24 protein-coding genes and 1 pseudogene are annotated in these 25,967 nt (G+C 46.2%); 14 read left to right on the top strand and 11 right to left on the bottom strand.

Annotated features, from left to right (window positions below; genetic code table 11):
- Positions 1–24: 24 nt before the first annotated feature.
- From narH to arfM, 3 genes are all read right to left on the bottom strand, one after another.
- Positions 25–1,488, bottom strand: coding sequence for a nitrate reductase subunit beta (gene narH, locus ACQXR1_RS00860; RefSeq protein ID WP_251198752.1), 1,464 nt, complete (start codon positions 1,486–1,488; stop codon positions 25–27).
- Positions 1,478–5,164 carry a nitrate reductase subunit alpha gene (locus ACQXR1_RS00855; protein ID WP_430771568.1) on the bottom strand — a complete coding sequence of 1,229 codons (3,687 nt, stop codon included), beginning with the start codon at positions 5,162–5,164 and terminating at the stop codon, positions 1,478–1,480. The genes narH and ACQXR1_RS00855 overlap by 11 nt, the downstream gene beginning before the upstream one ends.
- Positions 5,165–5,382: 218 nt before the next feature.
- The gene (gene arfM / locus ACQXR1_RS00850; protein ID WP_430771566.1) at positions 5,383–5,859 is read right to left on the bottom strand and encodes a Crp/Fnr family transcriptional regulator ArfM; all 477 of its coding nucleotides are present in this window, start codon (positions 5,857–5,859) and stop codon (positions 5,383–5,385) included.
- A gap of 143 nt (positions 5,860–6,002) precedes the next feature.
- On the opposite strand from arfM, the gene ACQXR1_RS00845 reads away from it, so the two are divergent.
- Positions 6,003–6,722: a YwiC-like family protein gene (locus ACQXR1_RS00845; protein WP_227099212.1), complete on the top strand. Its 720-nt coding sequence runs from the start codon at positions 6,003–6,005 to the stop codon at positions 6,720–6,722.
- Positions 6,723–6,753: 31 nt separating this feature from the next.
- Here ACQXR1_RS00845 and fnr read toward each other — a convergent pair whose 3' ends face one another.
- The 4 genes from fnr to ACQXR1_RS00825 all read right to left on the bottom strand — a co-directional run bounded on the left by fnr (position 6,754) and on the right by ACQXR1_RS00825 (position 10,986).
- Complete coding sequence (gene fnr, locus ACQXR1_RS00840) at positions 6,754–7,470, bottom strand: fumarate/nitrate reduction transcriptional regulator Fnr (protein WP_430771565.1); 717 nt, start codon at positions 7,468–7,470, stop codon at positions 6,754–6,756.
- Between the two features lie 98 nt (positions 7,471–7,568).
- Positions 7,569–8,756, bottom strand: a complete 1,188-nt coding sequence (gene narK / locus ACQXR1_RS00835) for a nitrate transporter NarK (RefSeq protein ID WP_430771564.1) — start codon at positions 8,754–8,756, stop codon at positions 7,569–7,571.
- A 134-nt stretch (positions 8,757–8,890) separates the two neighbouring features.
- Positions 8,891–10,561, bottom strand: a complete 1,671-nt coding sequence (argS, locus tag ACQXR1_RS00830; protein ID WP_095432259.1) for an arginine--tRNA ligase — start codon at positions 10,559–10,561, stop codon at positions 8,891–8,893.
- Positions 10,558–10,986, bottom strand: a complete 429-nt coding sequence (locus ACQXR1_RS00825; protein ID WP_040081525.1) for a DUF1934 domain-containing protein — start codon at positions 10,984–10,986, stop codon at positions 10,558–10,560. The genes argS and ACQXR1_RS00825 overlap by 4 nt, the downstream gene beginning before the upstream one ends.
- Positions 10,987–11,297: 311 nt before the next feature.
- Here ACQXR1_RS00825 and sboA point away from each other — a divergent pair, with 311 nt between their 5' ends.
- Genes sboA through ACQXR1_RS00780 form a run of 9 tightly spaced genes read left to right on the top strand, consistent with a single transcriptional unit; the run spans position 11,298 to position 18,235 of the window.
- Positions 11,298–11,429 carry a subtilosin A gene (sboA, locus tag ACQXR1_RS00820; RefSeq protein WP_003222002.1) on the top strand — a complete coding sequence of 44 codons (132 nt, stop codon included), beginning with the start codon at positions 11,298–11,300 and terminating at the stop codon, positions 11,427–11,429.
- Positions 11,386–11,538, top strand: a complete 153-nt coding sequence (locus tag ACQXR1_RS00815) for a bacteriocin-like protein SboX (protein WP_430771563.1) — start codon at positions 11,386–11,388, stop codon at positions 11,536–11,538. The genes sboA and ACQXR1_RS00815 overlap by 44 nt, the downstream gene beginning before the upstream one ends.
- A 24-nt stretch (positions 11,539–11,562) precedes the next feature.
- On the top strand, positions 11,563–12,909 hold the full coding sequence (gene albA, locus ACQXR1_RS00810; RefSeq protein ID WP_243571622.1) for a subtilosin maturase AlbA: 1,347 nt from the start codon (positions 11,563–11,565) through the stop codon (positions 12,907–12,909).
- A gap of 12 nt (positions 12,910–12,921) precedes the next feature.
- Positions 12,922–13,083 carry an antilisterial bacteriocin subtilosin biosynthesis protein AlbB gene (gene albB, locus ACQXR1_RS00805; protein ID WP_003222006.1) on the top strand — a complete coding sequence of 54 codons (162 nt, stop codon included), beginning with the start codon at positions 12,922–12,924 and terminating at the stop codon, positions 13,081–13,083.
- Positions 13,080–13,799, top strand: coding sequence for an ATP-binding cassette domain-containing protein (locus ACQXR1_RS00800; protein ID WP_040081524.1), 720 nt, complete (start codon positions 13,080–13,082; stop codon positions 13,797–13,799). The genes albB and ACQXR1_RS00800 overlap by 4 nt, the downstream gene beginning before the upstream one ends.
- Positions 13,792–15,102, top strand: a complete 1,311-nt coding sequence (albD, locus tag ACQXR1_RS00795; protein WP_430771562.1) for an antilisterial bacteriocin subtilosin biosynthesis protein AlbD — start codon at positions 13,792–13,794, stop codon at positions 15,100–15,102. Before ACQXR1_RS00800 ends, albD begins: the two co-directional genes overlap by 8 nt.
- Positions 15,092–16,252: an antilisterial bacteriocin subtilosin biosynthesis protein AlbE gene (albE, locus tag ACQXR1_RS00790; RefSeq protein ID WP_430771775.1), complete on the top strand. Its 1,161-nt coding sequence runs from the start codon at positions 15,092–15,094 to the stop codon at positions 16,250–16,252. Before albD ends, albE begins: the two co-directional genes overlap by 11 nt.
- A 4-nt stretch (positions 16,253–16,256) precedes the next feature.
- Positions 16,257–17,537 carry a M16 family metallopeptidase gene (locus ACQXR1_RS00785; protein ID WP_430771561.1) on the top strand — a complete coding sequence of 427 codons (1,281 nt, stop codon included), beginning with the start codon at positions 16,257–16,259 and terminating at the stop codon, positions 17,535–17,537.
- Positions 17,534–18,235 (top strand): bacteriocin biosynthesis protein AlbG, encoded by a 702-nt coding sequence (locus ACQXR1_RS00780; protein ID WP_168781561.1) that lies wholly within the window; start codon positions 17,534–17,536, stop codon positions 18,233–18,235. The genes ACQXR1_RS00785 and ACQXR1_RS00780 overlap by 4 nt, the downstream gene beginning before the upstream one ends.
- Before the next feature lie 5 nt (positions 18,236–18,240).
- On the opposite strand, the pseudogene ACQXR1_RS00775 reads toward ACQXR1_RS00780, so the two are convergent.
- Together ACQXR1_RS00775 and ACQXR1_RS00770 are read right to left on the bottom strand one after the other, a co-directional pair.
- Positions 18,241–18,450 (bottom strand): annotated as a pseudogene (locus ACQXR1_RS00775) (YncE family protein); the annotation flags it as partial.
- A gap of 34 nt (positions 18,451–18,484) precedes the next feature.
- Positions 18,485–19,840, bottom strand: coding sequence for a YncE family protein (locus ACQXR1_RS00770; RefSeq protein ID WP_227099208.1), 1,356 nt, complete (start codon positions 19,838–19,840; stop codon positions 18,485–18,487).
- A 229-nt stretch (positions 19,841–20,069) separates the two neighbouring features.
- Between ACQXR1_RS00770 and ACQXR1_RS00765 the strand changes: the two genes are divergently transcribed.
- The 3 genes from ACQXR1_RS00765 (at position 20,070) to ACQXR1_RS00755 (ending at position 21,889) form a co-directional block, all read left to right on the top strand.
- Positions 20,070–21,215: a tetratricopeptide repeat protein gene (locus ACQXR1_RS00765; RefSeq protein ID WP_069838498.1), complete on the top strand. Its 1,146-nt coding sequence runs from the start codon at positions 20,070–20,072 to the stop codon at positions 21,213–21,215.
- Complete coding sequence (locus tag ACQXR1_RS00760) at positions 21,199–21,318, top strand: PhrC/PhrF family phosphatase-inhibitory pheromone (protein WP_014665774.1); 120 nt, start codon at positions 21,199–21,201, stop codon at positions 21,316–21,318. Before ACQXR1_RS00765 ends, ACQXR1_RS00760 begins: the two co-directional genes overlap by 17 nt.
- Positions 21,319–21,415: 97 nt before the next feature.
- Entirely contained in the window at positions 21,416–21,889 is a 474-nt protein-coding gene (locus ACQXR1_RS00755; protein WP_227099207.1) for a YbaK/EbsC family protein, read from the top strand.
- A gap of 31 nt (positions 21,890–21,920) precedes the next feature.
- Here the strand turns inward: ACQXR1_RS00755 and speB are convergent, their stop codons facing one another.
- A complete protein-coding gene (speB, locus tag ACQXR1_RS00750) occupies positions 21,921–22,793 on the bottom strand; it encodes an agmatinase (RefSeq protein WP_003227545.1) in 873 nt (290 codons plus the stop codon).
- 60 nt (positions 22,794–22,853) lie between these two features.
- Entirely contained in the window at positions 22,854–23,684 is an 831-nt protein-coding gene (gene speE / locus ACQXR1_RS00745; protein WP_003227543.1) for a spermidine synthase, read from the bottom strand.
- A gap of 201 nt (positions 23,685–23,885) precedes the next feature.
- Here speE and ACQXR1_RS00740 point away from each other — a divergent pair, with 201 nt between their 5' ends.
- Entirely contained in the window at positions 23,886–25,961 is a 2,076-nt protein-coding gene (locus ACQXR1_RS00740) for a transglycosylase domain-containing protein (RefSeq protein ID WP_040081515.1), read from the top strand.
- Positions 25,962–25,967: the final 6 nt, after the last annotated feature.

The raw sequence follows: 25,967 nt of genomic DNA, 5'->3' as shown, positions 1-25,967 counted from the left end.
TTGTTACACCTCATTTATCAAAAGTTAGAAACAGGAGCCGGGGCCGCCTGAAAATGATAAGCCGCAGCTTCCTTGTTCAGCGTATAAATCTGATACTTCTTCTCGATGGCTGCTCGGAATCACAAAGCGGTCATCATATTTGGCAATCGCAAGCAGCCGATACATGTCTTCAATTTGCTGTTCTGTTAAGCCGACACTGGAGATCAGTTCCGGATCGATTGATTTATTCGTCTGGACCGCTCTCATATACTGGCGCATGACAGACATTTTCTTTAATGTTGACCGAATATGATCCGTATCACCGGCTGTTAACAGCTGCGCCAAGTAATCTATCGGGATTCTCATTTGGTCGATAGCCGGAAAAATATCTTCCGCCGTTTGCCGGCTGCCTTTTCCTTCAAAGAGATTCATAATCGGGCTGAGCGGCGGAATGTACCACACCATTGGCAGCGTGCGATACTCAGGATGAAGCGGCAGCGCGATCTTCCAGTCAATGATCATTTTATAGATTGGTGATTGCTGCGCGGCCTCTATCCATTCAGCCGGAATGCCCTGTTCTTTTGCCAATTTGGCAATCTCAGGATCATTCGGATCAAGAAAAACATCCAATTGGGAATGGTAGAGATCCTTTTCGTTTTCAACAGATGCCGCTTCCTCCACTTTGTCCGCGTCATACAGCATGACGCCGAGGTAGCGGATTCTGCCAACACACGTCTCGGAGCAGATGGTCGGCAGTCCCGCCTCCAAACGCGGAAAGCAGAGTGTGCATTTTTCGGCTTTGTTCGTTTGCCAGTTAAAATAGACTTTTTTATAAGGACACGATGAGACGCAATATCTCCATGAACGGCATGCGTTTTGATCCACAAGCACAATGCCGTCCTCCTCGCGTTTGTACATGGCACCGGACGGACAGGATGAAACGCACGCCGGGTTGATGCAGTGCTCGCAAATACGGGGCAGATACATCATAAAGACCTCATCGAATTCTGTTTTGATCGATTCCTCCATCTTTTGCACGTTTGGATCTTCAAGTCCCGTTATGTGGCCGCCTGCGAGATCATCCTCCCAGTTCGGCCCCCATTCGATATTCATGAAATCCCCCGTCAAGGACGATTTCGGTCGTGCCACTGGCTGGTGTTTTTTCTGCGGGCTGTTCGTTAATGTTTCATAATCATAGTTCCAAGGTTCGTAGTAATCATCAATTGATGGCTGATTCGGATTATAGAAAAGGCCTGCAAGCCGGTTTGTTTTCGAGCCTGATTTCAGCTCGAGCTTTCCTTTTTTCAATGTCCAGCCGCCTTTATATTTGTCCTGGTCCTCCCATTGCTTCGGGTAGCCGATGCCCGGCTTTGTTTCTACATTATTGAAGTACATATATTCCGCACCGGTACGGTTTGTCCACGTGTTTTTGCAGGTGACGCTGCACGTGTGGCAGCCGATGCATTTATCCAAGTTCATGACCATACCGATTTGCGCTTTAATCTTCAAGCCAATCGACCTCCTTCAGCTTGCGGATGACGACATTCAGGTCGCGCTGATTCCCCGTTGGGCCGTAATAGTTAAAGCCGTAGCTGAGCTGGGCGTAGCCCCCGATCATCTGTGTCGGCTTGACGTGAATCCTTGTCGGGCTGTTATGGGTGCCTCCGCGGTTATTCGTCAGCTTTGTTCCTGGCACGTTGATGTGGCGGTCCTGGGCATGGTGCATAAACGCCATTCCTTTAGGAATCCGATGAGACAAAACCGCTCTCGCGACGACAACGCCGTTTCGGTTGAAGCATTCAATCCAATCGTTGTCTTTGATATCCGTGTCCTCTGCATCATCTTTATTCATCCATACGGTCGGCCCGCCGCGGAACAGCGTCAGCATCGGCAGAGAATCAAAATACATGCTGTGGACGGACCATTTGTTATGCGGCGTCAAATAATTAAGGACGATTTCTTTTCCCTCTTGATCAGGCCGCTTGCTTAGAAACGGGCGGTGCTGGAGGATCGGTTTAAATGTCGCCATCGTTTCACCGAATTCCATCATCAGTTCATGATCGACATAATAGGATTGTCTGCCTGTCAGCGTTCGCCACGGGATTAATTTCTCCACATTCGTCGTAAACGGCGAGTACCTGCGCCCGCCTTTTTCTGAGCCGGTAAACGCCGGAGAGGTGATGACCGTTTTCGGCTGGGCTGTAATTTGTTCGAACGTAAAGCATTCTTCCTCGCGCTCTTCCGCCAGGTCTTTCAGCTTCAGGTTTGTGATGTTTTCAAGTGATTCCCATGCTTTTACGGCGACCTTTCCATTCGAAGTGGATGATAGAGTTAAAATCGCTTCCGCCGCCTGCTTTGCTTCACTTATATTTGGACATCCCTTTGCCACGCTGTCTGAGGTGATTTCTCCCAGTCTCTTTTTGAGTGATTCATATTCATCGGCTATTGACCAGCTCATCCCTTTTGTTCCGCTCGGCTTTAAAGCAGCGTTAGGACCGAGTGCGGTCATTTTATGAAAAATGTGTTTGTAATCCCGTTCAACGACTTGGATGTTCGGCATCGTTTTTCCCGGAATGGCTTCACATTCGCCCTTGCTCCAGTCATTGATTTTGCCGAATGGCTGGGCCAATTCCTGCATGGTGTCGTGGAGGAGCGGCGTCGCAACCACTTCTTTCACCGGCTCCATATCGACTTCTTCTGCCAGATCTGAAACGGCTTTTGACAGCGCCTTGAAAATATCCCAGTCTGACTTCGATTCCCACGGAGCCGAGATCGCCGGAGCAAATGGATGAATGAACGGATGCATATCCGTGCTGCTGAGATCGTGTTTTTCATACCATGTCGCCGCCGGCAGCACGATATCGGAATACAGCGCCGTACCCGCCATTCGAAAATCAAGATTGATTAATAAGTCGAGCTTTCCTTCCGGCGCCTGCTCCCGCCATTTGATTTCTTCTGGGCGGATGCTGTCGCTGTCGTCATTCATTAAACCGTTCGTCGTCCCCAGCAAATGCTTGAGAAAATATTCATGCCCTTTTCCTGAGCTTGAGATCAGATTTGCCCGCCATACAAAGAGATTCCTTGGGAAATTCACTTCATTGTCAGGATCTTCAATCGCGAATTTCAGTTTTTTCTCTTGGAGCTGTGAGGCCACGTACGCACCTACGTCTTCAGGTGTTGCTGCCCCTGCTTTTTCAGCTTCTTTATACAGATCGATGCCATTTTGATTGAAAGTCGGGTAAGACGGAAGCCACCCTAGCCGCGCCGCCAGCACATTGTAATCAGCATGGTGCTTGTAGCGGGATGACGTAGCAATCGGTGATGCCAAATCACTGATCGGCTGGTCCTCATAACGCCACTGATCTGTCGCAAAGTAGAAAAATGAAGTGCCGTTTTGCAGCTTGGGCACGCCCTCCCAGTCCTTTGCAGTTGCAATCGTCTGCCACCCTTCAGCGGGTCGGAGCTTTTCCTGCCCGACGTAATGGGCCCAGCCTCCGCCGTTTACGCCTTGGGCGCCTACAAGCAAAACAAGATTTAACACCGCTCGGTAGATCGTGTCGGAGTTGAACCAGTGGTTAATGCCGGCTCCTACGATAATCATGGACCGGCCGTCTGTATCGATCGCATTTTGAGCAAACTCTCTGGCAATCTTAACGACAGCTTCTTTTTTGATTCCTGTCATTTGTTCCTGCCAGGCAGGCGTAAACGGCTCAGGATCATCATAGGAGACAGCTTGTTGTTCGCCGATGCCCCGATTTACGCCGTAGTTAGCCAGTATCAAGTCAAACACGGTCGTGACGTACGTCTCTTCACCGTTCAGGTTCATTTTTTTAATAGGAAGATCCCGCTCGAGCACTTTGTTTCCGCCATTTGAAAAATACGGGATGCGCACCGTGCCGATTTCATCCTCTATTCCGAGCACAGAAAGACGGGGTTCAATCGCTTCTCCTGTTTCTTCATCGATCATATGCAGGTTCCATTTCTGCTTCCCGTCCCAGCGGGAACCCATTGTCCCCTGCGGTATGGCAAATGCGCCTGTCTGTTCATTCCAGACCGCGGGCTTCCATTGATCATGCTTTGTCTGCCGCCCGATGTCCTTCGCATGCAGAAACCGGCCCGCTGTGTATACGCCATTTTCTTTTGATAAGGTGACGAGGAATGGAAAATCAGTGTATTGCTTCGCATACTCAATAAAACGTTCAGTTTCTTGGTTCACGTAGAATTCCTGAAGAATGACGTGACCCATGGCCATCGCAAGCGCCCCGTCAGTCCCTTGGCGGATACTCAGCCAGTCATCCGCGAACTTTGAGGATTCCGCAAAATCCGGACTGATCGAAATGACCTTAGCGCCTTTATAGCGGGCCTCCGCCAAAAAGTGCGCGTCAGGGGTTCTCGTTAACGGCACGTTGGAGCCCCATGTGATGATATAGCCTGAATTGTACCAATCACTGCTTTCTGGAACGTCCGTCTGGTCACCCCAAATTTGCGGAGACGCCGGCGGAAGATCCGCATACCAGTCATAAAAACTGAGCATAGGGCCGCCGATTAACGACATAAATCGGGAGCCTGACGCGTGGCTGATCATGGACATGGCCGGAATCGGAGAAAAGCCGACATTCCGGTCTGGCCCGTATTTCATCACTGTATACAGCAGAGAGGCTGAAATCAGCTTCAGCACCTCCGGCCATTCAGCACGAACAAAACCGCCTTTCCCTCTCGCCTGTTTATAGGACTTCGCTTTTTCAGGGTTTTCAACGATTGATTTCCAGGCATCCAGCGGATTTTGATGCATCTGCAATGCTTCCCGCCACAAATTGATCAGCACACCGCGCACGTATGGATATTTCACACGGAGCGGGCTGTAGATATACCATGAAAAACTGGCCCCCCGCGGACAGCCTCTCGGTTCGAAATCAGGCATATCCGGGCCTGTTGATGGATAATTCAAATTTTGTCCTTCCCACGTGACAATTCCGTTTTTCACATAAATATTCCAGCTGCAAGACCCCGTGCAGTTAACGCCGTGGGTGGAGCGAACGACTTTGTCGTACTGCCATCTGTTTCTGTATACATTCTCCCAATCGCGATCTTCGCGGGTGGTTTGGCTATGTTTATTTGAATGGTGTTCTATAGGAGAGAAAAAATTCAATCTCCTAAACAACGGACTCATTTTCTTTTTCTTCATGAGAGTTCACTCCTTCCGAGTCAGGTGGTGCTAAGTTCACTATAAACAGAGACAGCGTGTTCCCTTGTGAACTATGTCACACACTCTGCTTTTTTCACAAAATGTTCACACAAAGGAGAAGGAAGGCTTTTCACAGGATGTGAGGAAGGCTGCGTTCAGGCAGAACGCTTGGGTCATTAGCTGCCTTTCATTCAAAGATCAAAAAAAACCGGCTCTATTTAAGAACCGGGCTCAGCGTTTTCATCCTGTGATGTATGCAAATATCGCAAAAATAATTGATAGGAACAAAAAACATTTTGCTGAAGCATAGCCAAAAAGTTCATTTGCAGCTGCGGATGATAAGACATCATTTTCTTAAATATGTAATATGGGATGTTGAGAATCAGAATGTCTGAAGTGGCATTGACTGAGATAAAGGGCGATAAATAAAGCCCGCCTTTTTCATCAATCGGAAACACATCGCCTTTTTCCCACAGCGCAACGGTTTTCGACCCTTCAGGGAGCCTGGTATCCATAAAACGGACACTGCCTTTTAATACAATATAAACAGATTGTGAATGAAGAAAGGATGGAGTTTGATCACATGGGCCGCTGATAAACGTGCCGTTTTGTAGCAAGGTTTCGACAATGGATAGAGGCACTTCATTAAACATGGGAAGTTGTTTCAGAAATAATAAATAGTCACACTGATTCATAAGAAAGCCTCCTGTGCTAAGGATAGCTTTAGTGTAGCTCGACTGAGCCTGTACAGCAGTGATGTATTTCACAGCCTGTATGATGAATGTCACTTATCCGGAGGGTGACTGCATTTATAATGAAAGAAAAAAGGAGGGTTTCGATGAAAGCGCTGATTCCGAAGCAGCACGGCGCATGGGCGATGCTGCTGATCCCATTTTTGCTAGGCATGGTCAAGGGAGGCCCCGTTATCTGGCATATCCCGCTCTTCCTTGGCTGGCTTTTCCTATACTTAGCGGTTTATCCCGTTACACTTGCCTTAAAAAAGAAACAAATCAAACCATATCAAAAGTGGATGTGTTATTACGGTTTTCCCGCCTGCTGCTTTTTGATGATCTCGGTCTTTCATAAGCCGCCTCTCATCTGGGTAGGCGTTTCTTTACTGCCGCTGTTTCTCATCCATATGTATTTTGCCCGCCGAAAAAATGAACGAGCCCTATTGAATGATGTTGCGGGTGTTTTGTTCTTTTGTTCGGGCGGTCTTGCAAGCTGCTGGCTGGGGATGGGAACCCTTGACGGCTGGGCTTGGTTTATTTTCTTGCAGTCGGCTTTATTTTTTATCGGGAGTTCCTTTTATGTGAAATCGGTGATCCGTGAGAGAAAAAACAGGGCATTTGCATACTGGTCATGGGGATATCACCTGCTGCTCCCCTTTTTATCCGCTCTTTTCGGAGCAGGATGGGCATTTCTCGCTTTTATCCCAAGCAGCTTGCGGGCATGGTTTTTTCATGGCAGGAATTGGCCCGCGAAAACGATTGGCATTCTGGAAATCGTAAATGCCTGCTTCTTTTTTGCCGTCATGTGCTTCTTTATGACAAGGTAAAAAAACAAGGACACCGCTGTCCTTGTTTTTATCAGTCAATATTGCAAATCTCCAGCGGACAATTTTCACACTCAATTTCACATCGCAAATATTCCCGCTTATGCAAAATAATTTTTCCGGATTCGTCTATCGAAATAACCCCTTGTTTGCGGAGATCTCCGAGCATGCGGTTGACGCTTTCCCGTGCAGCCGCGCAAAACTTTGCCAAATCCTGATTTGTCAGGACAATATTAATCAGAATGCCGTCGCTTCGCTCCACTCCGTAGCTGTTCGATAAGCGGATAAGGGTGGAATAGAGCGCACCCTTTTTGCCGTGAAGAAGCAGATCCCTGATTTTAGACTGAATTTTCCGGAGATGGGTGCTCATCCATTTCATGAACTCAAATGTCAAAGCGCCGTTTTGGATTAATTCTTTTTCCAGCTTATTTTTATTAATGACGAGCACCTCGCCATCCTCTAGCACTTTTGCACTGAGCATATACCTTGGTTCTTCAGTGAAAAGTGTTAATTCACCGACGATATCGTTTTTTTGGCAGATTCTAAGCGTCAGGTCTTTTCCGTCAGATGTCAGCTTGCCAATTTCAATGAGTCCTGATTGAATCAGATAAAGCTCTTCTGCATCCATTCCTTCTCGAAACAAATACGTGTGTTTTTCCATTTTTCTTTTCGTGCTGATCGATTCCAGCAATTCATGCAGATCACTGGATATAAGATCACTATCAGATGGTCGAACAGAGAGAAAATTCATGAGCTCACCTCGAAGAAAGTCACGTTGTGTGTTTATTGTAACGTGAATTGATTTGTACCCATCGAGAAAAAACTAACAATCTTGTGAATGCTCCAGTGTTAGTTGATGCTCTGACTGTTTCTCTCCGTGTGCGTTTTCATTCTTTCCTGCCAATACATCCAGATCACAAGGACAAAGCTGGCTAACGCCACCTCTGAAAGCGCCATAAATCCGATCGCATATTGGCCTGTTGCCTGAAACACACTCGCCAATATCAGCGGAGGAAAAAAACCGCCTAATCCGCCCATTGCAGACACAATCCCATTGGCAATCCCCGCTTGCTTCGAAAAATAGAAAGGCACCAGTTTAAAAACCGTCCCGTTTCCTATGCCTGAACAAACTGCCACAGTTAATGACCCAAACGTATAAAGTCCGATTGTCGGCGAGAACGATAAGATAATTCCTGATAATGTAAGCCCCGCAAAAACGAACATCAAGATGCGGAGCGGGCTTATTTTATCAGCCAGGAATCCGCCCGCAGGCCTGAGCAGCGTAGAGACCGCAATAAAGCCAGCCGTCCGCAAACCGGCATCCGCCGGACTCAGTCCAAAATGCTCCACCAGAAAGTTCGGCAAATAGATGGTGAAGGCGACAAAGGCACCAAACGTAATAAAATAAAACAGGCTCAGAAACCATAGGACATGATTTCGGTAAACGGCTTTGATTTGAGTCTTTACAGAAACCTTGACCTTCTTCTCATGCCTGTCGCCGAATAAAACATGCAGTAAGGCAAAGACAGCCAGCAAAACCAGATACATCTGTACGGTTGCTTTCCAACCGACGGCTTGAGCGATAACCGGCGCCGCAAATGTCGTAACGGCTGTCCCGATATTTCCTGCACCGTAAATCCCATTGACGACACCGTGCTTTTCCTTCGGATAATATTTCGGAAGGGAGGTCACCCCAATGGAGAATACCGCTCCCCCGATCCCTAAGAAAAAGCCGCCGGCGATTAAATCAAACAAAGAATTCGCAATACTGATCCAAAATACAGGAAACAAAAGCAAGATAAAGCTGATCATAAACATCAGCCGCGCGCCAAACCTGTTCGTTAAATACCCTAAAGGAATGCGGAGAAGCGACCCGAGGATCACAGGAATCGCCGTCACCAAAGAAATCTCGCCCTTGCTTAAATGAATATCTAATGTGATTTGGGAAATGAGTGATGAAATCAGTACCCAAACCATAAACCCTGCCACCAAGCTTAATGACTGTAACGATAATTGAATGTGTTGACGGTTGATCATTTGGCTTGCCCCTTTCAATGATTCAATAATCAGTCTTATCATACAAAAACTCGGCAAACAGGATTGTGAAATACATCACACGTTTTCCTCATAAAAAAAGGACAAAGCCCGAAGACTTTGTCCTTACATCATCATTACATTTTTTCCGGAGCCGATACGCCAATCAGCTGAAGCGCGTTGTTCAGCGTAATTTGCGTTGCCTTCATTAAAGCCAGGCGCGCGCGGCTTTTCTCTTCATTTTCAGGATCGATGACTTTCTCTGCGTTGTAGAAGCTGTGCAGAGCGGAAGCCAGGTCATAAATATAGTTTGTGACACGGTGCGGAATTCGTTTTTCCGCTGCTTCCGCAACTGCCTCTGGGAAGCCGCCGATCGTTTTCAGCAGATCATATTCTTTTTCTGATTGGATATGGCTGAAATCAAGGTCTGCCGCAGGTGTAAGTCCCTGCTCCTCCCCTTGGCGAAGCATGCTGCAAATACGGGCATGCGCATATTGTGCATAATACACAGGGTTTTCGTTAGATGTTGATACAGCAAGATCTAAGTCAAAATCCATATGTGTGTCCGCACTGCGCATCGCAAAGAAGTAACGCACGGCATCCAAGCCTACTTCTTCAATCAAATCACGCATCGTTACAGCTTTACCGGTCCGTTTGCTCATTTTCATTTTCTCGCCGTTTTTGTAAAGGTGAACGAGCTGAATGATTTCTACTTCAAGCGTTCCTTTTTCATAGCCCAGCGCTTCGATTGCCGCTTTCATGCGCGGGATGTAGCCGTGGTGATCGGCGCCCCAAACGTTGATCAGCTTATCAAAGCCGCGGTCAAGCTTGTCCTTATGGTACGCGATATCAGGAAGCAGGTACGTGTACGTGCCGTCCTTCTTGATCAATACGCGGTCCTTATCATCGCCAAACGTTGTAGAGCGGAACCAAGTCGCGCCGTCTTCTTCATAGACATGGCCTTTTTCGCGGATCGCTTCAAGCGCCTTATCGATTTTTCCGTTTTGGTACAGAGACGTTTCGGAATACCACACATCAAACGGCACACGGAAGTTTTCCAAGTCCTTGCGCAGCTTTTCCAGCTCATATTTCAAGCCATATTCACGGAAAAACGCGAGGCGTTCACTTTCCTCTTCGTTAACGAAACGATCGCCGTATTCCTCAGCGAGACGCTTTCCGATCGCAATAATATCCTCGCCGCGGTAGCCGTCCTCCGGCATCGGTTTTTCCAAGCCGAGCGCTTCAAAGTAACGGACTTCAACAGAAAGCGCCAGATTGTTGATTTGGTTTCCCGCATCGTTAATGTAGTATTCGCGGCTTACATCATAACCCGCTTTTGAAAGCACGTTGCATAAGGAGTCACCGACAGCCGCACCGCGTGCATGTCCGAGGTGAAGGTCTCCCGTCGGATTCGCTGATACGAATTCGACCTGAACTCGTTCACCGTTTCCGATGTTCGTTTCCCCGTATGCTTCCCCTGCTTCCAGTACAGACGGAATCAGCTTTGTTAAATATTGATTGTTCATATAGAAATTGATAAAACCCGGGCCGGCGATATCCAGTTTTTCAATCGAAGCCTTCCCTTTATCAAAATGAGCGACAATCTCTTCAGCGATTTGGCGCGGCGCTTTTTTTGCGACTCTCGCCAGCTGCATCGCCATATTTGTAGAGTAATCGCCGTGTGTTTTATCTTTCGGTGTTTCTAAAACGACATTAGGAAGCTGGCTTTCTTCAGCCAGTCCCGCTTTCAGAACGGCCGCTTTGATTTCTTCTTTCAGCACGTCCTTCATTTGTTCCGCAATGTTCATGCGTGAGTTCCTCCCTCATACGTGATCGTCATATTATGTAAATGCTCCTGCTCGTCTCCGACATGCATGTCATATGCGATGCTGATACGGCCATTTTCTTCACCGAGATCAGATTGAATTGATTTTGTGCTTGTTTTCAGCTCAAGCTCACCAAATGACATTTTATATTTAGCAATTGTGGAAGCTCCCGTTACGAAACGCTGATTCATTTTGACAGCGCCTGACCTCATGACCAAGACTTCGCCTTCGCTTACTTTCACAATCGTTTTGACTTTGCCTAAGTCGTGTTCTTCATAATAAGATAGATACACTTTATTTTGTTTTACATAGTAAAATCCGGTGGTGCGGAATTCGATGACCTCTTGGTTTCCGTCATCCTCGATCACAGACTTCACATGGAGTGTTATCGGTGTCTCTTGCTTCATTCTGACACGTCCTTTTCATCATTCCACTTTGACTTGAATAGTATAATCATTCGGTTTGTAAACTTCAACTGCTTCTATCTTACCATCATTGCTCATCAGATTTGAAGATAAACCTCATAAAAAGCATTTCCTTAATAGAAGAGAAAATCATATCACTAATTACCTTTAGGAAATGTTACATTTTTCCGAAATCTATCATTTCCATTTCACATTTTTTTCAAAATATATGTATTGAATTAGTAATTTGATAGTTTTAAGATAAAAGTACAACATAGATCTGCTAGAAAAACAAAAAAAGGGAGGATTCAATTATGAAAAAAGCTGTCATTGTAGAAAACAAAGGTTGTGCAACATGCTCGATCGGAGCCGCTTGTTTAGTGGACGGCCCTATCCCTGATTTTGAAATTGCCGGTGCAACAGGCCTATTCGGCCTATGGGGATAAGGTTCTCCAAAAAGGGCATAGTCTTTTTACTATGCCCTTTTTAAGTAAATTACAATTTTTAACTAAAATCTACCTCTTGAATATACATACACAATCGTTTTTCATTTGAATCATAGATATAGGGGATGGTATTTTGTTTATAGAGCAGATGTATCCATTTATTAATGAAAGTGTAAGAGTTCACCAGCTTCCTGAGGGCGGCGTGTTAGAAATCGACTACTTGCGCGATAATGTCTCCATTTCTGACTTTGAGTACTTGGACCTCAACAAAACGGCTTACGAGCTTTGCATGCGCATGGATGGCCAAAAAACAGCTGAACAGATTTTAGCTGAGCAATGTGCCGTGTATGATGAATCTCCCGAAGACCATAAAGACTGGTATTACGACATGCTCAACATGCTCCAAAACAAGCAGGTCATCCAGCTTGGCAACCGGGCCAAACGCCATACAATCACCACGAGCGGAAGCAATGAATTTCCAATGCCGCTCCACGCCACATTTGAGCTGACACACCGCTGTAATTTGAAATGCGCCCACTGTTATTTGGAAAGCTCACCTGAAGCGCTCGGCACCGTGTCGATTGAGCAATTCAAAAAAACGGCTGATATGCTGTTTGATAACGGTGTATTGACATGCGAAATCACGGGCGGGGAAATTTTTGTCCATCCAAACGCCAATGAGATTCTTGACTATGTGTGTAAAAAGTTCAAAAAAGTCGCTGTATTAACAAACGGAACACTCATGCGAAAAGAGAGCTTGGAGCTTTTGAAAACGTACAAGCAAAAAATCATCGTCGGCATTTCTCTTGATAGTGTCAATTCCGAGGTTCATGACTCCTTTAGAGGGAGAAAAGGCTCTTTTGCCCAAACTTGTAAAACGATAAAATTGTTGAGTGACCACGGTATATTTGTCAGAGTCGCCATGTCCGTCTTCGAAAAAAACATGTGGGAAATCCACGATATGGCCCAAAAGGTTCGGGATCTTGGAGCGAAGGCGTTCTCTTACAATTGGGTTGATGATTTCGGAAGAGGCAGGGATATTGTCCATCCAACGAAAGACGCCGAGCAGCACCGCAAGTTTATGGAATACGAGCAAAATGTGATTGATGAGTTTAAAGATTTAATTCCGATTATTCCCTATGAGAGAAAACGCGCGGCAAATTGCGGCGCTGGCTGGAAGTCCATTGTGATCAGCCCGTTCGGCGAAGTACGTCCGTGCGCCCTCTTTCCAAAGGAATTTTCATTGGGAAATATTTTTCATGATTCCTATGAAAGCATCTTTAACTCCCCTCTCGTCCATAAACTGTGGCAAGCGCAGGCGCCGCGGTTCAGCGAACATTGCATGAAAGACAAATGCCCGTTCAGCGGCTATTGCGGAGGCTGTTACTTAAAAGGGCTGAACTCTAACAAATATCACCGGAAAAACATTTGCTCTTGGGCGAAAAACGAACAATTAGAAGACGTGGTCCAGCTTATTTAGGAGGGAAACGATTTGTCACCAGCACAAAGAAGAATTTTACTGTATATCCTTTCATTTATCTTTGTCATCGGCGCAGTCGTCTATTTTGTCAAAAGCGATTATCTGTTTACGCTGATTTTCATTGCCATTGCCATTCTATTCGGGATGCGCGCGCGGAAGGCTGACTCGCGATGAGCATTTTGGATATACACGATGTATCCGTTTGGTATGAACGGGACAACGTCATCTTAGAACAAGTGGATTTACATTTAGAAAAAGGCGCCGTTTACGGCCTGCTTGGGGTAAACGGCGCCGGAAAAACGACACTGATTAATACGCTGACAGGCGTGAACCGCAACTTCAGCGGGCGCTTTACGCTGTGCGGAATTGAAGCGGAGGCCGGCATGCCCCAGAAAACATCAGATCAGCTGAAGATTCACCGTTACTTCGCCGCCGATTATCCGCTGCTGTTTACAGAAATTACGGCGAAGGACTATGTGTCTTTCGTCCATTCGCTTTACCAAAAGGATTTTTCAGAGCAGCAGTTTGCCGGTTTGGCCGAGGCCTTTCATTTTTCAAAATACATCAACAGGAGAATCTCAGAGCTGTCCTTGGGGAACAGGCAAAAGGTTGTGTTGATGACAGGCTTATTGCTGCGCGCCCCCCTGTTTATTTTGGATGAGCCGCTCGTCGGTTTGGATGTGGAATCGATAGAGGTCTTTTATGAGAAAATGCGCGAGTACTGTGAGGCAGGCGGGACCATTTTGTTTTCTTCTCATCTGCTCGATGTCGTGCAAAGATTTTGTGATTATGCGGCCATTCTTCACAACAAACAGATCCAAAAGGTCATTCCGATAGGAGAGGAGACCGATCTGCGGCGGGAATTTTTTGAGGTGATCGGCCATGAATAGCATAATCTCCATCATGTCTTTGCTGTTCAAACAGCTTTACAGCCGGCAAGGGAAAAAGGATGCCATCCGCATTGCCGCAGGCCTTGTCATTCTGGCCGTGTTTGAGATCGGGCTGATCCGACAGGCTGGCATTAACGAATCGGTGTTAGGGAAAACGTATATCATACTCGCGCTTCTCTTGATGAATGCGTATATGGTGTTTCTTTCTGTGACATCTCAATGGAAGGAATCTTATATGAAGCTGAGCTGCCTGCTGCCGATTTCTTCACGGAGCTTTTGGGTTGCCCAGAGTGTCGTTCTGTTTGTCGACACTTGTTTGAGAAGAACATTATTCTTTTTCATTTTACCGCTGTTCTTATTTGGAAACGGAACGCTGTCAGGGGCGCAAACATTGTTTTGGCTCGGCAGATTTTCGTTTTTTACCGTTTACTCTATTATTTTCGGAGTTGTGCTAAGCAACTATTTCGCCAAAAAGAAGAACTGGATGTTTCTGCTGCATGCGGCGATATTCGCCTGTGTATGCCTCAGCGTCGCTTTTATGCCGGCCGCCACGATTCCGCTTTGCGCGGTTCATATCCTGTGGGCGGTGGTCATTGACTTTCCTGTCTTTCTGCAGGCGCCTCCGCAGCAGAGCAAGATGCATTCATTTATGCGGCGATCTGAATTTTCGTTTTACAAAAGAGAATGGAACCGGTTTATCTCTTCTAAAGCGATGCTGTTAAATTACGCGGTGATGGCGGCGTTCAGCGGATTCTTTTCGTTCCAGATGATGAACACCGGCATCTTCAATCAGCAAGTGATTTATATCGTGATTTCCGCGCTTTTGCTCATCAGCTCACCGATCGCCCTTTTGTACTCGATTGAAAAAAACGATCGGATGCTGCTTATCACGCTTCCGATCAAGCGGAAAACAATGTTTTGGGCGAAATATCGCTTTTATGCCGGTCTATTGGCAGGCGGATTTCTCCTTGTCGCGATCATTGTGGGTTTCATCAGCGGCCGTCCGATTTCAGTTCTCACTTTTTTGCAGTGCATTGAGTTGCTGCTGGCGGGAGCGTTTATCAGGTTAACCGCGGATGAAAAACGGCCCTTCTTCAGCTGGCAGACGGAGCAGCAGCTATGGAGCGGTTTCTCAAAATATCGGTCTTATCTGTTTTGTCTTCCCCTATTCTTAGCCACATTAGCCGGCACCGCTGTCTCCCTGGCGGTCGTTCCGTTAGCCGGTCTGATCATAGTCTATTACCTGCAAAAACAGGATGGTGGTTTCTTTGATACAAGCAAAAGAGAACGGCTTGGAAGTTAACCTGCTGAAGACTCGTCAATTTTCAACTATTTCAATCGCCGCGAGCTTTCTGAAACCGATCGAAAGCGCGGCGGAACCTGAGGAAGAAACAATTTATTTTTACGGCGCCGCCGCATACCTGAAGGAGCAAATCATTGACGCTTTCGGTTATGCTGCCGGCAGCCGTTTCATGTACTCGGCGAATCTCTTTTTTGATCAGCAGCTGAAAACCTGCGGGACCCGTTTGATTCACCCATTGTATAACGGGAATCTTCATGTTGACACCCTAATGAAAACTTTTGCAGACATGTCTTTCCCTTCTTCCCTTTCACCCGAAGCCGTTGAAAAAGCACGGAATGAGCTGCTGCTGAAAATCGAAAAGAAATTCGCTGATCCCTTCTCCTACTCGGCAGCGCGCTTGGCTGAGGAGGTCTTCGGAAACCCGATGTACGGCACAGGCATGTTTGGCCAGAAAGACAGGATAAAGGCGATTCATCCTAAACGGTTTCTTGACGCAGCGGACTTTATCGTTGATTTAATGTCCCAGCAAAAACAGCTGAACATATTGGGACAAGTTCAAGCATGTGATGCTCAGGGACATGCCCCGCAAACGTCCGCCGTGACGGCCGGAAGAATACCCGTGAACCGGCATGTTTTTGAAACAGAGACACGCAGCGCTGCAGGCCCTTCCGTCTTGACACTCGGATTTAATTGCGGAGAAATGAAAGATGCCAGCGATTATATCAAAATCCAGCTAATAGACGGATTACTGGGAAAGTACGGCCATTCCGCTTTATTCAAGCACTTCCGAGAGAAGGATCTGGCAGTCTATCACGTCATCACCCGTTACGATGTCATGAACAATTTGCTGCTTGTTTCTATATGTACGGATCAGCTTCATGAAAAGGATATACCTCCGCGCGTTTTGGAAGCTGTCTCAGCTTTTCAAACGAATGAGCGGGAACTGGAACAGGCAAAGCAATTTTTACGGAATGAAATGCTGCTGCAATTCGATTCTCCCGAAGGTCTGTTGGCCTATATGGGGATTCTGCGCCGCTTCTCCTGCACGAAAGAAGCCTTGCTGGATGGCATCTCAGCGGTAACGTGCCGTGATGTATTGCAATTCATAGCGACTATCAATTATATCGGAGCTCATGTAGTAAGGGGATGAAGAGATGGAAAAGAAAGCCTTTTTTCAACAGCTGGATGAACGAACCGATATCAAATACACAGACAGCGGACTGAAAATATTCAGATTGAAATTCCCCCGCGCCCACCTGCGGCTGTGCAATGTGAAAATCGATATCGGAAGCCGGGATGTATGTATACGTGCAGAATCCGGTGATACACAGCTTCCGTATGGCACAGCGCATTTTTTAGAGCATCTTCTCTTCTGGCATAATGGCCGCAATCTGTACAATGATTTTTTTGTGCATGGCGCGCTTTTAAACGCATTCACTACCTACACCGATACCAATTTCATGTTTACCTCATTACCGGATCGGCTCAGACAAACGATCCCCATCCTGCTTGATGCTTTATGGAACCACTCATTTGACAAAAAGATTGTCGCCCAGGAAAAAGCTGTGATTACAAGCGAAATTCAAACAGCACACCTTAACCATCAGCTCTCATATCATTATCAGCTGATCAGCATGCTTGCTCCCGCCTCACCTGCTGCCGTTTTCCCCGCAGGCAGAATCGAGGATATTAACGCGCTGAACATCGGTGATTTACAAAAAGCCTACAAAGCCGCCTACAAAGCCCATCGGATGACGCTGTTTTTGATTGGGGGTTCAGAAGATACGGAAATGTTTTTACCTCCTCACCTTCAGCTGCAGAAGCGTCCGCATGATCAAGCTAAAAAGAAAATCATCCCGGCGTGCCCTCCACCCCTTTCACAAAAAATGGTGCTGGGTGATGAGGAGCGGATGGAAGATACATGGACCGGATTACAGATCGGCGCACTTCCCGGGCAAAACGATCTGTTGACCGTAAAGCTTTATTGGGATATCGCGGCTCGTATTCTATTTCAATTAGATTCACCATTTTTTCAAGAAATTCAGCAAACGTATCGCCTGGAAATCGATCGCTTGTCAGCCGAGACACATATATATGAGGATGGCGGTTTCTTGATCCTTCACAGTCAAGGGACCCATTCTTCAGCTTATATTGATGTCGCATCATACTATGTCACGCAGCAGAAAGAGCAGGTTGCGTCCTGGCTTCAATACGGCAAGGACTCTTTGACTGACGCGATCATTTATGACAGCGATTATGTGCGTAAATGCTTCGAATGGGCGGCCGAGTGTGACAGGAACGATTGCTCGTTTCTTGACATGTACCACATCATTCAAGATATGGATACGCAGATTTTCTTGTCTCTCATTGATGCATTGGCATCTTCTAACAAAGCGATCATTCATGTTTCCCAGAAAGAGGCGATCAAACAATGAGAAAAAGCACTGTCTTTACCTTGTTATTGCTGCTTGTCGGTATGGCGGCTTATTCCTTCGGCTGGGTTCAGGCCGCCGCCGAATCCGCCGCCCAATATGTACAGATGATCAACAGTGATGCCGTGCGGCTCGGACTGCTGGCTTGTACCGCCGCCGTCCTGATGCTGCCTGCTTTTCTCTATCTTCACTATGTCACCCAATCCGTGAAAAACATGACAGCAGCTTTTCAGAAACTCACACAGTCTCATCAAAGCTGCTGTGACTTTCAGCAACACAACCTGTGCAGCTGCTATGCAGAAGACGTCAAATCGCTGCGTGACAGCTATAAAAACATCCGCCAAACATACGTGATGGCTGCTGTATTATGCCAAGTCGTCATATTCGGCTGCATGTTCGAAATCGTCAAAGCCGTCCCTTTCCGCTTTTACACGCCCCCTGCCGTTTCAATGGGGCTTGCGCTGTTACTGATCTTGTATTTATTGTTTTGCATGCGAACGTATTTGCTGCAGCTTTTGCAGCACGCCAGCCTATTCAGAAAAGTGCTTGCGGGAGCGCTTGCAGCAGCCGGGATATGGTGGATGCTCAGTTTCACTATAAGTGAACTGCTGTTTCTGATCATCGTAGCGGCGATCCAGCAGATCGGATCATCAATATATAAGCACATCTCTGATCGCCGCCCCGCTTCTTTCGAACTATAAAGCTTCTACATTGCAATCGCAGACGGACCCGCGCCAACCGGAATCACCGTCACAGCTGTATAATCGCTCGTTCGGTACACGGTCACAGCATTGTCGTTGGGCTGTGCCGCATAAATATACTGATTGTCCGGCGTTACGGTGAGGTCAAAGGCGCCGGGCAGAGACACGTTTGCAATTATGGTGTGTGTAGCTGTATTGACGATAGTGAGGTTATCAGGATCCTTTTAGAAATGCACAGCATTCAGTTGATTAGATCGCAATAGCTCCAGGTGAAACCCCAAGAGATATGATAGTTTCCACAGAATAATCATCCGTGTTGTAAACAGTGATGTTCTGCTCTAAAAAATGGGTTGCATACAGAAATTCGCCATTCGGGGTAAACGCAAAAGAACTTGCCGGCTGTGGAACATTTCCTATAACGCCTGCTCCATTCGGACTGACAGAGTATAAATTTCCAGTGTAGTTCTCAAGTAAATACACCTCTGATCCACTCGTAAACATTTCATATTGGTCGTCAGGCTCCAGTCCTTGAGTAATGCTGATCGTAAACGTATTTAAATCAATAACCGTCAAATAATTGAATAAGAATTCTTGTTCTAACACATACGCATACCGCTCCGGCCAATTTGTTTCTATGGATAATACGATAAGCTCTCGTTCAATCGTTCCTATGACTTCACCAGTGAATAGGTCCACTTTTTGCACTAAACCAAAATTAAGAACATAGGCGAATAACCCATTGGGGTCGATTGCAACATCAAACCCTTCTACAGGAATCGACCTATCAACAGCCAGCGTATCAATTCCAATCACATAAATTGCAGTACCGGCGAAAACATAAGCAAACTCATGATTAGGGATAAATTTGATCGATCGAGGCGGCTGATCCAGCATTATGGATGCTGTCACTGTTAATGTGTCATAATCGATGACAGAAATCACATTGTTGTTGAAGTGCAAAACAAACACAGCGCTTTTATCCGGGGTCACTTCAATATCTGTCGGCCTATATGGAAGAGCAATCGTTGTTACAACGGCATGAGTGTTTGTATCAATCACAGAAACTGATTGATCATTTGGATTCGCTGTAAACGCATAAACAGGCTCCGGCTCGGGTACAAGCACAATCGTCCCCGTCACCGATAAAGGACTGCCGTAAAAGGGCGGAACAACAACAAGGTTTTCGATCGTGATGTCACTGATATCCGGGCAATCTTCCGGTTCATCGGAATAATAGACGACTTGATCGATCTCTGCATTGTGAATGACGGAAACAGCCCCATCCCCTTGTCCATATTGATTTCGCACAGGTGAGACACTGACGAGCAGCGTAACAGTTCCCTGCAGGCGCACTGCAAATTGAACACCGATCTCATCAGGCTCAGGCCCCGTTTGAATTAAGCATCGTTCACTGACACAGGAAAGGCTGTCTGCATTCCACGTGACACTTGCAACAGCTTCAGCCGGATCAACGACAAACCCTTCAGGTAATTCAATCGGTGCTTGAAACATGGCCTCGCGGTTTGCTTCTTCCTCACAAAAACATAAACATTCTTCTTGTGCCGCTTCTGCTTTTTCTTTAAAGGAAAGCTTGTTTTTTCTCATACCTTCACTTCCTTTTCAGACATACACTGCTCACGCAGATATAACAGAATATGGAAGTTGAATCTGTTTGCTTGTACAAATTGCCGAGGGTAAAAGCGGTTTTTTGAAAAAATCCCCTCTGATATGCGGTGTAACGAAAGAAAACATTGCGGTTTTTTTGCGCTTCTCACAAGAATGAAGATGATAAAATATGACATATATAGAATAATGAAGGGAGGGATTTGCAAACGTGACAGGTGTCATATCTTCTTCTTCCATCGGAGAAAAGATTAACGAATGGTATATGTACATACGCCGATTCAGCATACCCGATGCAGAATATTTGCGACGAGAAATCAAGCAAGAGCTGGATCAAATGGAAGAAGATCAAGACCTTCATTTGTACTATTCACTAATGGAGTTTCGGCACAACCTGATGCTTGAGTACCTTGAACCGTTAGAAAAAATGAGGATTGAGGAACAGCCGAGACTGTCTGATCTGCTGCTTGAGATTGATAAAAAACAGGCTCGTTTAACTGGTCTGCTTGAGTATTATTTTAATTTCTTTAGAGGCATGTATGAGCTGGATCGCCGTGAATATGTATTAGCCATTCAATTCTTTAAAAAAGCTGAGAGCAAACTGGTTTTTGTGAAAGACAAAATCGATAAAGCGGAATTCTTTTTCAAAATGTCAGAAGTCTATTATTATATGAAACAAACTTATGTCTCCATGGACTATGCACGTCAAGCATTCGAAATATACAGTGAACAGACTACATATGATATCAGAATGATTCAATGTCAGTCCTTATTCGGAGCCAACTTTTTGGATTTAAAACAATACGAAAAAGCAATTGCCCATTTTCAAAAAGCCTTTACACTTGCAGAAGCAGAGCAGCAGCCGCAATTAATGGGAAGAACTCTTTATAACATAGCACTCTGCAAGCAAAACCAAAACAGTTTTGAATCAGCGATAGAGTATGTAAAAAAATCCATTCAAGTATTTGAAGGATCTAAAATGCTCCCTTCACTGCCACAAGCTTTTTTCCTAATTACACAAATTTATTTTAAATTAGGTAAGATTGATAACGCCTGTGAATATCATAAAAAGGGAAAAGAGTATTCTGCAGCTGCGGGAGATACCGTGTATCTAACGGAGTTTGAATTTTTGGAATCTTTATACTTGTCTGGACCGGATGAGGAACGGATAGAAAAATGTTTTGTTTTTCTTGAAGGTAAAATGATGTATGCAGATATCGAGGACTTCGCACTTGATGTTGCTAAATATTATCATCAACAGGAAAATTACAAAAAAGCATCTCATTACTTTTTAAAGGTTGAAGAAGCAAGACAGCACATTCAAGGGGGGGTGAATTTATATGAAATGGAAGTATAAATTATTACTCGCTTGTTTAGCTGTGAGTGCTGTATTTATCACAGTCGAAGTATCAAATTCATCAACAGAACATTTTGATGTTGCGCAGCGCGCCATGATCTAAACCGCCGTCTATCGGCGGTTTTTCTGTCCCCTCTTTACCCATCCTCCCAATCCATGCTATGATTCTTTCAATAATCTTGAAGAGGTGGCAATACAGTATGTCTCTGGAAAGTGTGAAAACCCACTTTACACAGTGGTATCGACAAAATGATGTGATGGAGTTCGAAACGTCGAGCGCGACAGTTGAACAAGCAGCTGAGACGATCGGCGTGAGCCCGGCTAGAATCGCCAAGACCCTGTCCTTCAGAGGGGAAGGAGATCAGGCGATTCTGATTGTGGCAGCCGGAGATGCCAAGATCGACAACAAAACGTTCAGGCAAACATTTGGCTTTAAAGCAAGAATGCTCTCTCCTGATGAGGTGCTGGAGCAGACAGGCCATGAAATTGGAGGTGTTTGCCCGTTTGGGTTGGCTCATGATCTTGAGGTTTATCTTGATGTATCGCTGAAACGGTTTGAGACTGTTTTCCCGGCTTGCGGCAGCAGAAACTCCGCTATTGAATTAACGCCTGAAGAATTATCCGAATTTTCTTTCTCAAAAGCATGGATTGATGTTTGTAAAGGCTGGGAATAAAAAAACATCCAGACATCGTCTGGATGTTTACCTATTTCACAAACCCAAGCAGCATCTCACGGATGATTTTGCTGGCTGTGTTTGCCGTTTGCTCTGAGTGGTCATAAACCGGTGCGACTTCCACTAAGTCAGCGCCCTTTACATTTACCTCTGAACGCGCGATTTCATGGACGGATGCAAGCAGTTCTTTAGACGTGATGCCGCCGGCGTCAACCGTTCCTGTTCCTGGTGCGTGGGCAGGGTCTAATACGTCAATGTCGATTGTGACATAAACCGGACGGCCCGCCAGCTTCGGAAGCACTTCTTTCAACGGTTCAAGCACTTCAAATTTTGAGATGTGCATGCCGTTTTCCTTCGCCCATTCAAACTCTTCTTTCATGCCGGAACGGATTCCGAATGAATACACATTGTGCGGTCCGATCAATTCTGCTGCTTTGCGGATCGGCGTAGAGTGAGAAAGCGGCTCTCCCTCATAATCAACGCGAAGATCTGTATGTGCGTCAAAATGGATAATCGCAAGGTCTGGGTATTTCTTGTACATCGCTTTAATGACAGGCCATGACACGAGGTGCTCTCCGCCCATACCCATTGGGAACTTCCCTTTTTCTAAAATGCTGTCCACGTATTCTTCAATCATATCCAAGCTTCGCTGCGGATTACCGAACGGCAGCGGAATGTCGCCGGCGTCAAAAAAGTTCAAATCAGCCAGATCACGATCTAAATATGGGCTGTATTCTTCAAGGCCGATTGATACCTCACGGATTCTGCTTGGGCCAAAGCGTGAGCCCGGGCGATAGCTGACTGTCCAGTCCATTGGCATGCCGTAAAGAATGGCGTCCGCCTCTTCCCACTCGGGACGGCTCGCGATAAATACTTTTCCTGAATAAGCTTCATCAAATCTCATCTATAATACCCTCGCTTTCCTGTAAAAAAGCGCAAGATTCGCTCCTGCGCCATACCATCATTATTTAATCAGATCACTCACAAATTTCGGCAGTACAAACGCCGCTTTATGAATATCTTTTGTGTAATATTTTGTCTCAATATCGAAGAAACGGCTGTCTTCCACTGCAAGCGGATCATATTTTTTCGAGCCGATTGTAAATGTCCACAGACCGCTTGGATATGTCGGAATGTTCGCCGTATACAGCTTCGTAATCGGGAAGATTTCCTTCACGTCGCGCTGTACATTTGTGATTAATTCCGGTGTAAACCATGGGTTGTCCGTCTGTGCGACAAAAATGCCGTCTTCTTTCAGCGCTTTCGCGATTCCTGCGTAGAATCCTTTTGTAAACAGGTTTACAGCCGGTCCGACTGGTTCAGTTGAATCTACCATGATGACGTCGTATTGATTTTCAGATTTCGCAATGTGCATAAATCCGTCATCTACCTGCACATCAACTCGCGGATCATCCAGTTTGCCTGCGATAGAAGGAAGGAACTTTTTAGAGTATTCGATCACCTTGCCGTCAATATCTACAAGTGTCGCTTTTTTCACGCTTGGATGCTTCAGGATTTCTCTGATAACGCCGCCGTCACCGCCGCCGACTACCAGAACGTGCTCCGGATTTGGGTGCGTGAATAATGGCACATGCGCCACCATTTCATGATAGACGAATTCGTCTTTTTCAGATGTCATCACCATGCCGTCCAAAAACAGCATGTTGCCGAACTCTTCTGTTTCCACCATTTCTAAATGCTGAAATTCCGTTTGTTCTGTATGTAACGTTTTGTTAACCTTCATCGTAATGCCAAAGTTTTTCGTCTGCTTCTCTGTGTACCAAAGTTCGCTCAATTGTCATCTCCCTTTCCAGGCTGTATTCATTTATTGTAAGCGTCTAATCAGCTTTTATTCTCGGTTGAAATCTCATTTTCACCTAAGGAAAAAGTATAGAGGATGGCGGGAAAAAAGTAAAGATGCGTCCTGTTCAGCAATGTTTAAAAACGATCTTTTTTCCTCATAATAGTAGAAACATAAAAAAAGGGGGAACCCGTTGTGGATGCAATGACAAATAAACGGCTGAGACTGACGCTGAAAACCGTTCGCGCCTTTATCTTTTTAGGGGCCTTTGCGGCCTTTGCGGCAGCGGCCGTGTTTATGACTGTCATTTTGATAGCCAAATACCAGGGCGCTCCCTCGGTGCAGGTGCCGCAATCCACGATTTTGTATGCGAGTGACGGATCAAAGCTCGGGGAAACGAACTACGGCGAAAAGCGCTATTGGGTCCCCTTAAAGGACATGAATCCGACGATCGTAAAAGCGACAGTGGCGATTGAAGACCAGAATTTCTACGATCATCACGGCTTTGATTATAAACGCATGGCAGGCGCGGCGCTTGCTGATCTGAAAGCATTTGCCAAGGTTCAGGGTGCAAGCACCATCACCCAGCAATATGCGAGAAACTTATACCTTGAACACGACAAAACGTGGAAACGGAAATGGAATGAGGCATTCTACACGATCCGTCTGGAACAAAACTATTCTAAGGACGAGATATTAGAAGGCTATTTAAATACGATTTACTACGGTCATGGCGCCTACGGCATTGAAGCCGCTTCCCGCCTGTATTTCGGCAAGCATGCCAAAAACCTGACGGATGCGGAGGCAGCGCTTTTGGCAGGAATCCCGAAAGGCCCTTCCGGCTATTCACCGTATGTCAATGAGACAAAAGCCAAAGAACGCCAGAAAACGATTGTGCGCATGATGGAAAAGCAGCAGATGATCAGCCAAAAGAAAGCGGATGAACTGATCAAGGAACCTCTTTCCTATCAGCCTTTGAATAAACAAGTTTCCAAGAGAAAGGCCCCTTATTTCTATGACAATGCGATGAGAGAGCTGGAGAAAAAGCTTGGCATGACGCGGGAGCAAATTGAAACGAGCGGGTTAAACGTCTATACAACGGTGGATAAACGGATGCAGCGCATCGCCGAGGAGACCATTACCAAAACGGTTAACGCGGGCTCTGACATTCAAGTCGGGTTTTCAGCCATTGATCCCCGCACCGGAAACGTTCTCGCCCTTGTCGGCGGCAGGGATTATCAAAAAAGCCCGTTTGACCGGACGACACAGGCGAAGCGCCAGCCTGCTTCGACGATCAAGCCATTGCTGTATTATAAAGCGATTCAAAGCGGATTTACGCCAGTCACTTTGATGAAAAGCGAAGAAACCGAGTTTCAAATTGATGCAAAGGGAGAAACCTATTCTCCAAGCAACTATAACGGATACTACGCCAACAAGCCGATTACGCTTCTGCAGGCGCTGGCGCTTTCCGACAACATTTACGCTGTGAAAACGCATCTTTTTCTCGGCACGAACAAACTCGTAAAGGCCGCAAAGGAATTCGGCATTACCGCCCATCTTCAAGCACTGCCGTCCCTGGCACTCGGCACTGAACCTGTGCGCCCGATTGAGATGGTCAACGCCTATGCCATGCTCGCAAACGGCGGAAAGAAAATCGAACCGACTTTTATTTCGCGAGTTACGGACGCGGCGGGCCATGTGCTGTACGAAAACCCGAGTCAGCATAAACAAGTTCTTGATGAAAAAGCCGCTTTTGTCACGGCGAGTATGATGACAGGCATGTTTGATACCGATTTAAACGGATATACATCGGTAACCGGACGAACGATAGCCAACCGCCTGACAAGAACGTATGCCGGAAAATCAGGAACCACCAGCGCAGACAGCTGGATGATCGGCTTCAATCCGAAGTTGGCCGCGGGTGTTTGGACTGGTTATGACAAAAACAGCACCATCGACTCGGTCGAAGAAAAAAGCTATGCTAAAACCATTTGGGCGGACTTCATGGAGAACGCGCTCAAGGGCGATCCGGAAACCGCGTTCAAGCCGCCAAAAGGCGTAACCGGCGTGTACATTGATCCAAAGACAGGCTACTCATCAGGTCCCGGCTGCGCCGCAAAGCATTACACGTATTTTGTGAAAGGCACAGAACCATCAAACGTGTGCTACGGGGCAGAACCCGCAAAACAAACAAAAGACCGGCTTCCAGCCAAAGAAAAGCCCGCTTCCGAGAAAAAATGGTGGGACAAATGGCTGGGGCGAAATCATTGAAAATAA

Source organism: Bacillus sp. ATD (assembly GCF_050585765.1).
Taxonomy (GTDB): domain Bacteria; phylum Bacillota; class Bacilli; order Bacillales; family Bacillaceae; genus Bacillus; species Bacillus stercoris.
Note: the sequence above shows the minus strand (reverse complement) of the source record. Positions and strands in the feature narration are given on the sequence as shown.

Bases quoted from the DNA above. Each gene is read 5' to 3' on its own strand.
- ACQXR1_RS00855 (WP_430771568.1), bottom strand. From the start codon at position 5,164: ATGAAGAAAAAGAAAATGAGTCCGTTGTTTAGGAGATTGAATTTTTTC.
- arfM (WP_430771566.1), bottom strand. From the start codon at position 5,859: ATGAATCAGTGTGACTATTTATTATTTCTGAAACAACTTCCCATGTTT.
- ACQXR1_RS00845 (WP_227099212.1), top strand. From the start codon at position 6,003: ATGAAAGCGCTGATTCCGAAGCAGCACGGCGCATGGGCGATGCTGCTG.
- fnr (WP_430771565.1), bottom strand. From the start codon at position 7,470: ATGAATTTTCTCTCTGTTCGACCATCTGATAGTGATCTTATATCCAGT.
- narK (WP_430771564.1), bottom strand. From the start codon at position 8,756: ATGATCAACCGTCAACACATTCAATTATCGTTACAGTCATTAAGCTTG.
- argS (WP_095432259.1), bottom strand. From the start codon at position 10,561: ATGAACATTGCGGAACAAATGAAGGACGTGCTGAAAGAAGAAATCAAA.
- ACQXR1_RS00825 (WP_040081525.1), bottom strand. From the start codon at position 10,986: ATGAAGCAAGAGACACCGATAACACTCCATGTGAAGTCTGTGATCGAG.
- sboA (WP_003222002.1), top strand. From the start codon at position 11,298: ATGAAAAAAGCTGTCATTGTAGAAAACAAAGGTTGTGCAACATGCTCG.
- ACQXR1_RS00800 (WP_040081524.1), top strand. From the start codon at position 13,080: ATGAGCATTTTGGATATACACGATGTATCCGTTTGGTATGAACGGGAC.
- albD (WP_430771562.1), top strand. From the start codon at position 13,792: ATGAATAGCATAATCTCCATCATGTCTTTGCTGTTCAAACAGCTTTAC.
- ACQXR1_RS00785 (WP_430771561.1), top strand. From the start codon at position 16,257: ATGGAAAAGAAAGCCTTTTTTCAACAGCTGGATGAACGAACCGATATC.
- ACQXR1_RS00780 (WP_168781561.1), top strand. From the start codon at position 17,534: ATGAGAAAAAGCACTGTCTTTACCTTGTTATTGCTGCTTGTCGGTATG.
- ACQXR1_RS00770 (WP_227099208.1), bottom strand. From the start codon at position 19,840: ATGAGAAAAAACAAGCTTTCCTTTAAAGAAAAAGCAGAAGCGGCACAA.
- ACQXR1_RS00760 (WP_014665774.1), top strand. From the start codon at position 21,199: ATGAAATGGAAGTATAAATTATTACTCGCTTGTTTAGCTGTGAGTGCT.
- ACQXR1_RS00755 (WP_227099207.1), top strand. From the start codon at position 21,416: ATGTCTCTGGAAAGTGTGAAAACCCACTTTACACAGTGGTATCGACAA.
- speB (WP_003227545.1), bottom strand. From the start codon at position 22,793: ATGAGATTTGATGAAGCTTATTCAGGAAAAGTATTTATCGCGAGCCGT.